We start from the raw sequence: 11492 nt of genomic DNA on the forward strand, positions 1-11492 counted from the left end.
GCCCTCGCCTGTTTCCGCAAATCTTCATTCCATGCAAAAACCTCTGATCGTTTTCGTCGGCGCCGTCTATCCCAGCCAATACAGCCTGCTGTGCAGCCACATGCGCGCCAGCGGCATGGCAGACAGCTGGTTCATGACCACGCCGGGCCACAAGGCCAATCATGAAAAGGACTGCGACCACCTGCTGTCGTTTCAGCCCGACGGCAACATCGTCGGCCCGCAAAGCTACTACTACTCGAGCAAGGTCGAGCGCTCGGCGCGCATCTGCCGCGGTGTGCTCAAGGCACTCAAGGAGTTCGAGAAGGCGCAGGAGCGGCGCATCGACGTGGTCGTCGCGCACTCGCTGTGGGGTGCGCCCAACTGGCTTTATGACGAGCTGGACGCGGCCATCGTCAGCTACATCGAATTCCCCAGCTACCGCGCCCACGGCTGCGACGCGGCCTATCCGCCCGACGAAGCCCAGCGGCTGGCCGATCGCAATACCGAAATGCTGCACTTTCACCAGGTGCTGTGCAGCGACCTGACGATCGTGCCCAGCGCCCATGCGCGCTCGATGTTTCCGCCGCTGCTGCAGGACAAGATCGCGGTGCAGTTCGAAGGCTTCGACATCCAGCCGCCGCTGCGCGCCAGCGCGCTCGACGCGACGCCGGGCCAGCCGTTCACCATTGCGTTTTCGGCGCGCGATCTGTCGAGTGCCAAAGGCTTCGAAACCTATATGCGGCTCGTGGACCGCATGGTGCGCGAAGGCGACGCCGAGAACACACGCTTCATCGCCATCGGCGACCACCAGGCAGCGACCTATGGCTACGAGCAGCAGTGGGTGGAGCGCCGCTATGGCGGCAAGGTCACGAGCTTTCGCGACCATTTGCTCAAAGTGCATCCCGGCGCACAGGTCGTCGAGTTTCCGGGGCGCCTGCCCTATGCGGAATTCGCCGCGATGCTGGGCGGCGTGGACCTGTTTCTCTACCCGCTGCGCCATGGCGTGGCGAACTGGGGCCTGATGGAAATTCTCGCGCGTGGCGGCTGCGTGATCGGCACCAACTGGGGCTTTCTTCCCGAGCTGGTGCAAAACGATGTCAATGGGCTGCTGCTGCCCGACAACGACGACGCGTGGATAGCGGCGATTCGCGCGCTGCGCGCCGACCCGGCGCGGCGCGCGCGCTACAGCCAGGCTGCGCAGGAGACCGGCAAGAAGTACCACATCTCGAACATCGCGCCGCGTTTCATGGCGCTGTTCGAACGTGCCATGGGGCAGCGCCGCGCGCCACTGCTGGCGCCTGAACAGGGTACGCTGCCGGCCGGCCCGCGCAGCGCATAGATAGTCGGTCCATGGGCCCTGCGTCAACACGGGGTGCACATCGATACAACGCGGCAAAGATATCGCTTACCAGCGAGCGTGTTTCGTTATGATACTTATGTAACATAATTAAAGAGGCGCGACGGGCATGCGCTGCCATCCAGAAGGCGGCGAGCCAAGACCCTGCGCACAGACACCGCTTCATGCCCCGTTCGTCTTCCCCGACCAGCGCCCCGCCCCGCCGACGCGGCGCCATGGTGCGTGATGCACTGCACCTCGGCGCGGCCAGCGATGGCTGGCGCTGCCCCGGCCCGGCGGCGCTTCTGCTGGGCTTCGTGCTGCTGGCCGCGGTCTCGTTCGGCATGCTGTGGCTGGGCGACAAGATCAATGCCCAGGGCATGGCGGTCACGCGCTTCATGGCCCGGGCCCAGGCGCCGGTCAGTGCTCAGCTGGCCTATCCCGGCCAGGCACGCGACCAGATCACCGTCGTGCTTTACGACCAGGCCTTCCTGAACACCCTGGGCACGGCCTGGCCGATTTCCTACCAGGAGCATGCCGACTGGCTGGGCCGGCTCGTCGAACTGCCGGGCCCGCCGCCCAAGGCGTTGATGGTGGACATCACTTTTGGCCAGGAGCGCCCCGACCCGAGCTGGGCCGCGCTCAAGGACCAGCTCTGCGCCATTCAGCGCGAACGCGGCATTCCGGTATTCCTCGCCGCCTTGCCCGATGCCGCCACGGGCCAGCTCGCGATACGCCCTGAGCTGATGGATGCGAGCCGGCCCGGCAGCGCACGCTGCTACACGCTGGTGGGCGTGGACTATGTCCCAGACCCGCTGGACGCCGTGGCCTGGAGCTACGAGACGCACCGGCACTTCGACGGCAACCAATGGGTAGTCGGCAAGCCCGAAGCGCCGTCCACCCAACCCTATTACCGCAGCGCGGCGCTGGCGATGGCCGAAGACGTGGCCGGCCTACAGGCCGATGACCATCCGCAGCCCATGGCCCTGGTCTGGGGCCACAACTCCGCGCCCGCGGCCACGGCGAACGCGCGCCACTGCGTTCCAGGCGAGCGCCGCTGGAGCAGCCTCGTGCCCGGCCTGCTGCGCCAGCTCTGGGAAGCCGCGCCCGCCGGCCCGCTGTGCCCCTACCACCGCACGCTGACGTTCAGCGAAGTGGCCGAACTCGACGAAACCGCGCTGGCTGCGCAGGTGTCGGGCAAATACCTGTTTGTTGGCGCCCAGGCCGCGGGCTACAACGATTTTGCGCAGTCGCCGGTACACGGCCGCGTGCCCGGCGTGCACATGCATGCGATGGCGCTGGACAACTTCCTGACCTATGGCAACGATTACAAGCAAAGTGCCGAATGGAGCCTGCCGCCGCCCAAGGAGCTGCTGCTGCCCGGGCTGGCCGCGATCGCCGCGGTGTTCGTCGTGCACCTGGGCTGGAACTGCGTGCGCGCAAGGCTTCGTCGGCGCTGGTCCAGGCTGCACGCCGGCGCGCTGCGGCGCTGGCCCGGTCTCGCACTGGACCCCGACGCACCGTCTTCCCTGCGCTCGCGCCTGACCTGGTGCGTGCTGGGCGCCGTCACCTGGATCTGCGGCATCACGCTCAAGGCAATCGCCGCGATGGCGCTGATCGCCGGGTTCCAGCATTTCTCACGCATCGGCATGCTGCCGGTCGTCGAACTCGTCGGCATGACGCTGCTGGCCGAAGGCCTGGGGTATCTGGCGCGCCTGCGCTGGCTGCTTCTGGGGCCCGAGCCCGCGCCCGCGCAAATGCCTGCCGCACCCTCGCCATTACCAGGAGACCGTGAATGAAACTATCCGTCTTTCTCGCTGCAATTCTTGCCGCGGCGGCTTGCAGCGCACAGGCCCAGGACCGTATCGTCGCCCCCAGCCCCAGCAGCCGGGCCGCGGTCGACCTGTTCGAGTCGGCGGGCGCAACAGCGCCGGTGCGCCAGGCGCCCGTGGCCGAACTCGGCCTGCCGCTGGCCATCCAGGAGTCGAAAGCCAGCTACCACCGCGTCGCGATCGGCGGCCAGGACTATTGGATCAAGGGCGTGCATGTGCGCATTTTGCGCAGCGCCGAAGCCGGCTGTGCGACCAAAAACATCGACACCCAGCCCACCATCGCCACGCCCGGAGCCGGCCAGCATGTCTGCAAGTAATCGCACCCGCCTCGGCCCACGCCGTGCGCTGTGGCCATTGACGCTGGCGCTGGCATTGCTCGCGGGCTGCGAAAGCATGCCGCAGGCGCTGACGCAGTTACCCGGCATCTCGAGCCTGGCGCAAAAACCCGCCAGCCCGCTGGACGCCCTGCCCGCACCCGAGGCCCGCACCTGGCCGGATCCGGCGCAGGACATGGTCAACCAGCGCGCGCGCGGATTCGGCCTGGTCAACGCCCCGGAAGCCCAGCGCTATCTCAACGGCCTGCTGGCACGCATCAAGGCCGCGGCGCTGGTGCCCCAGTGGCCCGGCGAAGTCTATCTGCTCGCGCAATCCTCGCTCAGCGCCTATGCAACAGGCGCGGGCAACATCTACATTTCGCTGCCCTGGTTGCAGTCGGTGCAAAGCGAAGACGAACTCGTCGCGCTGCTGGCCCACGAGTTCGGTCATATCTATCTGCACTATCACAGCCTCGAAGGCGCGATCGCCAGCGCCGACACCGCGGCGGGCTTCGCTTCGCTCGGCCTGGGAATTGCCTACAAGACCGCGCAAGCCCAGGGCTGGAACCAGGTGGACACACTGCAGGCCTCGTATGCACTGGGCAAGACCTTGACCACGGCGCTCTACGGGCAGTCGCAGGAAGGCGCGGCCGACCGCTTTGCCCTGCACATCACCCACAAGCTGGGCTACAGCTATGAGCATGGACCCAAGGCCTTTCTGGAGCGCCAGGCCGGCTGGGAGCAACAGAACGAAACGCTGCAGTTGCAAAAGCAGGAAGCCTTGAAGCGGGCGCTGCATGCGAACACGCTGGCGCAGGCGGCACGCACTGCGCCCAAGAGCAACAACGCGGTGTCGACCGCGCTCAACGACGCATCGGCCAACCTGCAGGCGGATCTGAATGTGGGCATGAACCAGGTCGGCTTCGATCTGACCCAGTGGATAGGCAAGATCACCAGCTCCCACCCCGACACCGTCAAGCGCCAGGACAGCCTTGCCGAAATCGCCGAGCTGTACCCGGCCATTGCCGAAGAGCGCACGCCTGCCCAGGCACCGCTGCAGGCCGCGCTGGCGCAAAAACGCACGCAGGACATTTTGAAGAACTACCAGACCGCCTACAAGGCGATGGAAGCGCCCCAGTCACCGGGCGCCGTGGCGCTTGCGCGGCAGGCCGCATCGGGGCCTACCGCCACCCATGCGGTGCCGCTGTTCGCGCTCTACACCGCGGCCAGCGCTCAATCGGGCACGGTGCGCGGCCTGCCGCGCGACCTGGGCAGCCTGTTCGACGCGAACTTCAACTCCGAGGCCGACCGTGCCTGGGCGCTGTACACCGAGCGCAGCACCAGGCTGCGGCAAAGCGGCCAGAAGGACGCGTCCAAACGCGTGCTCGAACGCGGTCTGCAGCACTTTGCCGTGGCCGAGGAGACCATGCCTTACGCGGTCAAGTTCTATGGAGAAACCGACGGCTGGGAGAAGGCCAGGCAGCAGGCCCAGCAGTGCCGCCAGCGCTTCCCGCGCGTCGCCGACCGCTGCCAGACTGCCGCGCGCAGCCCGCAGGAAGTCGCCGAACTCGACAAGCGCAGCGAGAAAAAAGCCAGCGAGCTGACCGATCGGCTGTTCAAGAAGAAGAAGTGAGCCGCAGGCGCACAAAGAAAAAGGCCCTTGATTGCTCAAGGGCCTTTTAAATTTGGGGTGGCTGATGGGGCTCGAACCCACGACAACAGGAATCACAATCCTGGACTCTACCAACTGAGCTACAGCCACCGTAGATTCAAATTATAGCGCGTTTTTCTCACCCGAAAACCAATCGTGCGATTTCGGGTCGGCAGGCCAGCCCGCGTCTATGCGGCCAGCGCATATCCATGCTCCAAAAACTCACTTGTTCGGCGTCATGCGCGCTCCTACATTCAGTTGCAAGTGCTGGCCCAAAAGCTCATTCAAAAAATAGCTGGCGCGAAAGTTCCACCCCTTTCTGAATCCACAAGGACCACCATGACAACGACCGTTTCTGCCTTCGGCCCGCGGGCCCTTGCAATCAAAGTGGGCAGCACCGTGCTGCTCGCCACGCTGGCTGGCACGGCCTTGGCAAACACCGCGGCGAGCAGCAGCGCCGGCCCGCTGGTCACCGCCGAATGGCTGGCGCAGAACCTCAGCCGCCCCGACGTGCGCGTGATCGAAGTCAGCGTCAACCCCGGTCTCTATGAACGTGCGCATATCCCTGGCGCGGTGAACTTCTCCTGGCACAACGACCTCAACGACAAGCTGCGCCGCGACATCGTCGGCAAGCAGGACTTCGAGAAGCTGCTGTCCAAGGCCGGCGTGAAGGACGACACCACGGTCGTGCTGTACGGCGACACCAACAACTGGTTTGCCGCCTGGGGCGCATGGGTGTTCGACATCTACGGCGTGAAGAACGTCAAGCTGCTCGATGGCGGCCGCAAGAAATGGGAAGCCGAAAACCGCCCGCTGAACAACCGCGCGCCCGAATACGCGGCCACGACCTACCGCGTGGGCAAGGTCAATCTGGACCTGCGCGCGCGCCTGAGCGATGCGCTGGCCGTGGCCGAAGGTAAGTCGCAGGCCAAGCTGATCGACATCCGCTCGGGTGACGAGTACCAGGGCAAGGTGTTCGCCCCGGCCGGCGTGCCCGAGCTTGCCATCCGCGCCGGCCACATTCCCGGCGCGGTCAACGTGCCCTGGGGCCAGGCGGTGCAGGAAGACGGCACGTTCAAGACCAAGGAAGAGCTGCGCAAGCTCTATGCGGGCGTGGGCATCGACGGCAGCAAGCCGGTGATCACCTACTGCCGCATCGGCGAACGCTCCAGCCACACCTGGTTCGCGCTTTCCAAGATCCTGGGCTACGACGTGAAGAACTACGACGGCTCGTGGACCGAATACGGCAATGCGGTGGGCGTGCCGATCAACAACCCGGCCGGCACGGTCTGGGCGGCCAAGTAGGAACGGGCTGCGGCCCCGCCACTTCCGAATGCCCGCCTGCGCGGGCATTTTTGCGAGCAGACAGGAAAAGATGATGTCCACAGCCAGCAATGCCGACCTGCAGTCGGCCCCGCAAATCCATGCCGCCTGGCAGCCCTGGGCCGCGGCCGGCCTGATCGTGTTGCTGGGAATCTTCGCCAACCAGGCACAGACCTGGACCGGCGGCCGCACCCTGGTCTTTGCCCTCACACTGGGCATCGCCCTTGGCGTGGTGCTGCAGCGCACGCGCTTTTGCTTTTACTGCCATGCGCGCGACTGGCTGCAGCGCGACGACCCGCGCGGCATTCTTGCCATTGCGCTGGCCCTGGCCGTCGGCGTGGTCGGCATGACCGTGGTGCAAAGCAGCTGGGTCGCGAATCCGCAGGCCGGGCAGTTGCCGCCCGAAATGCATATCGGCCCCGTGAGCTGGGTACTGGTGCTGGCGGGGCTGGCGTTCGGCGCGGGCATGTCGGTGTCGGGCTCGTGCATCAGCGCCCATTGGTATCGGCTGGCCGAAGGCTCCACCGTTTCGCCGTTTGCGCTGCTGGGCACGGGCCTGGGTTTTGCGATCGGCTTTCACACCTGGAACCCGCTGTACAGCGTGGCCGTCGCCGACGCGCCCGTCGTCTGGATGCCCCAGCATCTGGGCTATGGCGGCGCGCTGGCCGTGCAGCTGGGCGGTCTGGGGCTGTGGGCGGCGTGGATCTGGCAGCGCCATGTCAAGCGCCAGGCGGGCGCGCCCAGGCCCCTGGCCGCGCCCGTGGCACGCGATCTGCGCAGTCTCTGGCAGTCTCTGTGGACCGGCCGCTGGAACTATGCGCTGGGCGGAGCGCTCGTCGGGCTGATCAGCGTGTTCGCCATCGTGCGCATGCGGCCGCTGGGCGTGACGGCCACCTTGGGCAGCCAGGTGCGCGGCGCCCTGCAAACCCAGGGCTGGGTGCCCGAGCGGCTCAACGGCCTCGACGGTTTTGCGGGCTGTGCCACCCTGCCCCAGGAAAGCTGGGCCACGCCCAACGCGCTGGTGCTGGTGGGCCTGATGGGCGGCGCATTTGTCGCCGCGCTTGCGAGCCGGCAATTCACGCCGCGCCTGCCCACGCGCCGCGACGCGCTGCGCGGCATTGCGGGCGGCACGCTGCTGGGCTGGGGCGCGATGACCGGCCTGGGCTGCACCATAGGCACTTTGCTGTCGGGCGGCATGGCCGGCGCGCTCAGCGCCTGGGTGTTTGGCGCGGCCATGCTCGCTGCGCTGTGGCTGGGCTTTCGCTTCCAGGCCTGGCAATCCGCGCGCGCGGCGGTCTGAGACGCAACAGCTTATTGGGCGCGCACCACGCGCCAGATCACGTTGCCGACGTCGTCGGCGACCAGCAACGCGCCCTTGGCATCGAGCGCCACGCCCACGGGGCGGCCATGGGCCTTGCCGTCCTTGTTGAGAAAGCCGCCCAGAAACTGCACGGGCGCACCCGATGGGCGCCCCGCGGCAAACGGCACGAACACCACGTTGTAGCCCGTGAGTTCCTTGCGGTTCCACGAACCATGCTGGCCGATGAAAGCGCCGCTGGCATAGGGCGCGGGCATGCGCGCATCCGAGAACGCCAGGCCCAGCGGCGCGACATGCGAGCCCAGGCCGAAGTCGGGCGCAATGGCCTTGGCCACCATGTCCGGGTTGGCCGGTTGCACGCGCTCGTCGACGTTCTGGCCCCAGTAGCTCCAGGGCCAGCCGTAGAAAGCGCCGTCCTTGACCGAAGTCAGGTAGTCGGGCACCAGTTCATTGCCCAGTTCGTCGCGTTCGTTGACAACCGTCCACAAAGCTTTCGACTCGGGCTCCCAGCCCAGGCCATTGGGGTTGCGCAGGCCGCTGGCGAACAGCCGCTTGCTGCCCGTGGCCAGGTCCACTTCCCAGATGGCGGCACGGCCTTCTTCCGACGCCATGCCGTTGTCGCCGATATTGCTGTTCGAGCCCACGGTCGCATAGAGCTTGCTGCCGTCGGCGCTGGCGATGATGTTCTTGGTCCAGTGGTGGTTCGCGCCGGCCGGCAGATCGGTCACCTTGACGGGCGTGGCCGAGATAGTCGTCTGCCCGGTTTCGTACGGCACCTTGACGATGGCGTCGGCATTGGCGATGTACAGCTGATTGCCGACCAGCGCCATGCCGTAAGGCGAGACCAGACCTTGGAGGAAGATGGACCGCGTTTCGGCCACGCCATCGCCGTCTGCATCGCGCAGCAGCGTGATGCGGTTGGCGCTGGGCGTGCCCGCGCCCGCGCGCTTCATCACCATTCCCATGGCCTTGCCGCGCAGGCCATCGGCATGCACGTTCTTCGCGCCGGGCGCGGGCTCGGGCTTGTTGCTTTCAGCGACCAGTACATCGCCATTGGGCAGCACCTGCACCCAGCGCGGGTGGTCCAGGCCCGCGGCCAGCGCCGTGACCTTGAAGCCTTCCACGGCCTGCGGCTGCACGCCTTCGGGCCAGCCCAGCGCGGGCGCGATGTTGACGGTGGGCAGCAGCCCCTTCTTTTCCGGCGCGGGCAGCTGCGGGTTGGGACCCAGACCGGGGCCTGCAATCTGTTGGGCCGAAACGCCGGCCATGCTGCCGACCAGGGCCAACAGCAGGCAAAGGGAGTGGGAGTGCTTTTTCATGCGCCCAGTATCGGTGGACGGTTTCACGCCGCCCTGTAGTCCGAAACCGCAAGCAGCAGCCGCCCATGCACGCGCACAAGCAAAGCATGGGCACCATGCAAAAAAGCCAGGCGTGCCCCGAGGGACACGCCTGGCTTGCGCAGCGGCGCGCCAGCGCGCCGCGACCGTTCAGGGCTGGACGTACGACTTGGTGCTGTAAAGCGCCGAGTCGAGCTTGCGCAACACCGGCAGATTGCTGGTCGCATCCTTGGTCTGCTTGTCGATGTAGGACTGGAACACATCGGAGTCGAGCACGCCGATGTCGAGGCGGCGCGCAGCGGGCACGGCTGCCAGCGTCGTGTAGCCGTCACCGCCGGTGGCGTTGAAGCTCAGCACGAACAGCTTGTAGGTCTTCGTCAGATCAAGCACGCGCCACACGCCGGTGGCCGCGTCGCGCACCTCGACGTTGGACACGCGGCTGCCGCGCGCCAGGGTAGCGTTCACATCGAAGCGCATGCCGCCGGTGTACGGGTAGGGGCCGGTGGAGCCACCGGGGCCGTACACAGCCTGCATGCCGTCTTCCAGCATGTTCTTCACTTCCTGGCCGGTGACGTCCAGACGGAACAGCATGTTGCCGAAAGGCAGCACTTCAATGACGTTGGCAGCCGTCACATTGCCGTTCAAAGGCACGCGCACGCCACCACCGCTTTGCAGCGAAATGTCGGCGCCGCCGTAGTTCGCGTTGGCCACTTCCAGGTAGGCCTGGGCCACGAGCTGCTGGATGTCGCCACCCCGCAGGCTCACATCGCCCTGCGTATTGCAGGCCACGCTGGAGCGGGAGTAGTCGGAAGTGCCGACACCGCCCGGAACACGGCGCGAGCACAGTTCCGCGGGCACCGTCGCAACCAGACTCTTGCTGAAGACGTCGACCTTGTCCTTGAACGGTTTGAGCGTGGCCGCGGCGGTGGCGCTGGGCGCCGTGACGCGCAGGAAACCGCTGGCTTTCAGATCCGCCTGGATATTTGTCTTCTGCTCTTCGGTCGCCGCCTTGCCGGCCACGGTGAAGGTGTCGCCGATCAGCACATGCGGCGTGCCTACGCAGCGCGTCACGTCGCCGTTGGCGTCGAACGATACCTTGAGCTCACCCACCACCTGGCTGTACTCCCAGGCCTGCACCAGACAGACCTGCTTGCCGTCCTTGTTAGTGAGCTGTGTCGGATAGGCGCCGGCCGGCGAGCCCACGCCATAGGTGGCGAGGCTTGCGGGGCCGAGCAGCGTGTGCGAGTCGGCACCGACGACCACGTCCACGCCGCTGAGCTTGGGGATCACGGTCTTGTCGTAGTCGTAGCCGATATGGCTCATCACCACGATCTTGTTGACGCCCTTGGCGCGCAGTGCATCGATCTCGCGCTGCGCGGCCACGGTTTCGTCTTCGAACGTGGTGTCGGCGTCAGGGCTCGACGAGGCCTTGGTCTTGCCGGCAATGGTCAGGCCGACCACGCCGATCGACTGGCCGCTGCGCTGCAGCACGACCGACTTGTTGACATAGCCCGGCGCCTTGGCCGGCAGCAGCGCGGAGTTCGCGCCGAAATTGACGTTGGCGCTGAGCACCGGCGTCTTGCAGCTGCCCTTGTGCAGCAGGTCGATGAAGCTCTTGAGGCTGGTGTCGCCCTTGTCGAACTCGTGGTTGCCCAGCGTGAACGCGTCGAAGCAGACGGTGTTCATCATCGCCGCGTCGGCTTCGCCGTTGGCGCCCGCGCGGTTGAAGTACAGCGTGCCGGTCTGGGCATCGCCGGCGTGCAGCTTGAGCACATTCGTCGACTGGGCCGCGAGCGACTCGATGGCGGCAGTCACGCGCGGGAAGCCGCCTGCATCGGCGACCACGGCGCTGGTCGTGCCGGCCGCGGTCTTGAGCTGCAGTGTCTTGCTCTTGCTGTCGAGGTTGGAATGATGGTCGTTGATGTGCAGGATGGTCAGATCCATGGGCTGGGCGGCGACGCTGTCGCCACCTGTACCGCCACCGCCGTCGCCACCACCGCAAGCCGTCAGCACGGCGGAAACCACCAGACCCAGGGAAAGAACGTAAGGAGTGCGTTTCAAGGACTGTCTTTCAGGATGCAAAGCGCACATGTTGTCCCGCGCTCATGAAACCCTTATGACACTCCCTGTGCCGCCCGACTGCAGGCTTCAGCCGCCCATCCATGCCGGCAGCCAGCGCACCAGCGCCATGCCGACCAGCCCCTGGGCCACGACGCCGTGGAACATCAGCGCCGTGTTGTCGAGCGTGGCGCGCGCATTGGTGCGCAGTCGGCCGGCAAATGAGCGCGCGAGCACATAGCCGCCCATGACCAGCAGCACCAGCGCGTGAAAGCCCTGCCAGGCAACGAGCGCAGCGACCGTGGCGCTCCAGGCATCGGCGCGCGGTGCGAGGCCGTTTTGCA

9 protein-coding genes and 1 tRNA gene are annotated in these 11492 nt (G+C 66.4%); 6 read left to right on the plus strand and 4 right to left on the minus strand.

Annotation, left to right across the window (positions count from 1 at the left end):
* Positions 1-31: 31 nt before the first annotated feature.
* The 4 genes from KHY18_RS19730 to KHY18_RS19745 all read left to right on the plus strand — a co-directional run bounded on the left by KHY18_RS19730 (position 32) and on the right by KHY18_RS19745 (position 5094).
* Complete coding sequence (locus KHY18_RS19730) at positions 32-1318, plus strand: glycosyltransferase (RefSeq protein ID WP_213303828.1); 1287 nt, start codon at positions 32-34, stop codon at positions 1316-1318.
* Between the two features lie 233 nt (positions 1319-1551).
* Positions 1552-3114 (plus strand): CHASE2 domain-containing protein, encoded by a 1563-nt coding sequence (locus KHY18_RS19735; protein ID WP_213303831.1) that lies wholly within the window; start codon positions 1552-1554, stop codon positions 3112-3114.
* Entirely contained in the window at positions 3111-3464 is a 354-nt protein-coding gene (locus tag KHY18_RS19740) for a hypothetical protein (RefSeq protein WP_213303834.1), read from the plus strand. Before KHY18_RS19735 ends, KHY18_RS19740 begins: the two co-directional genes overlap by 4 nt.
* The gene (locus tag KHY18_RS19745; RefSeq protein ID WP_213303837.1) at positions 3451-5094 is read left to right on the plus strand and encodes a M48 family metallopeptidase; all 1644 of its coding nucleotides are present in this window, start codon (positions 3451-3453) and stop codon (positions 5092-5094) included. The genes KHY18_RS19740 and KHY18_RS19745 overlap by 14 nt, the downstream gene beginning before the upstream one ends.
* A gap of 53 nt (positions 5095-5147) precedes the next feature.
* Here the strand turns inward: KHY18_RS19745 and KHY18_RS19750 are convergent.
* Positions 5148-5223, minus strand: a tRNA-His gene (locus KHY18_RS19750).
* A gap of 228 nt (positions 5224-5451) precedes the next feature.
* Here KHY18_RS19750 and KHY18_RS19755 point away from each other — a divergent pair.
* The gene (locus KHY18_RS19755) at positions 5452-6417 is read left to right on the plus strand and encodes a sulfurtransferase (protein WP_213303840.1); all 966 of its coding nucleotides are present in this window, start codon (positions 5452-5454) and stop codon (positions 6415-6417) included.
* Between the two features lie 73 nt (positions 6418-6490).
* Positions 6491-7735 (plus strand): YeeE/YedE family protein, encoded by a 1245-nt coding sequence (locus KHY18_RS19760; RefSeq protein ID WP_249729250.1) that lies wholly within the window; start codon positions 6491-6493, stop codon positions 7733-7735.
* Positions 7736-7746: 11 nt separating this feature from the next.
* Here the strand turns inward: KHY18_RS19760 and KHY18_RS19765 are convergent, their stop codons facing one another.
* The 3 genes from KHY18_RS19765 to KHY18_RS19775 form a co-directional block, all read right to left on the minus strand.
* Positions 7747-9072, minus strand: a complete 1326-nt coding sequence (locus KHY18_RS19765; RefSeq protein WP_213303846.1) for a PQQ-dependent sugar dehydrogenase — start codon at positions 9070-9072, stop codon at positions 7747-7749.
* Between the two features lie 168 nt (positions 9073-9240).
* Positions 9241-11103 carry a bifunctional metallophosphatase/5'-nucleotidase gene (locus KHY18_RS19770; protein ID WP_502769315.1) on the minus strand — a complete coding sequence of 621 codons (1863 nt, stop codon included), beginning with the start codon at positions 11101-11103 and terminating at the stop codon, positions 9241-9243.
* A 135-nt stretch (positions 11104-11238) separates the two neighbouring features.
* On the minus strand, positions 11239-11492 hold a 254-nt coding region (locus KHY18_RS19775; protein ID WP_213303849.1), incomplete at its 5' end, for a hypothetical protein.

The sequence above is a fragment of the Acidovorax sp. CCYZU-2555 genome, from assembly GCF_018413525.1.
Taxonomy (GTDB): Bacteria; Pseudomonadota; Gammaproteobacteria; order Burkholderiales; family Burkholderiaceae_C; genus Comamonas.

Excerpts from the sequence above, each read along its gene's own strand:
- KHY18_RS19735 (WP_213303831.1), top strand. The coding sequence starts at position 1,552 with ATGGTGCGTGATGCACTGCACCTCGGCGCGGCCAGCGATGGCTGGCGC.
- KHY18_RS19745 (WP_213303837.1), top strand. The coding sequence starts at position 3,451 with ATGTCTGCAAGTAATCGCACCCGCCTCGGCCCACGCCGTGCGCTGTGG.
- KHY18_RS19765 (WP_213303846.1), bottom strand. The coding sequence starts at position 9,072 with ATGAAAAAGCACTCCCACTCCCTTTGCCTGCTGTTGGCCCTGGTCGGC.
- KHY18_RS19730 (WP_213303828.1), top strand. The coding sequence starts at position 32 with ATGCAAAAACCTCTGATCGTTTTCGTCGGCGCCGTCTATCCCAGCCAA.
- KHY18_RS19760 (WP_249729250.1), top strand. The coding sequence starts at position 6,491 with ATGTCCACAGCCAGCAATGCCGACCTGCAGTCGGCCCCGCAAATCCAT.
- KHY18_RS19755 (WP_213303840.1), top strand. The coding sequence starts at position 5,452 with ATGACAACGACCGTTTCTGCCTTCGGCCCGCGGGCCCTTGCAATCAAA.
- KHY18_RS19740 (WP_213303834.1), top strand. The coding sequence starts at position 3,111 with ATGAAACTATCCGTCTTTCTCGCTGCAATTCTTGCCGCGGCGGCTTGC.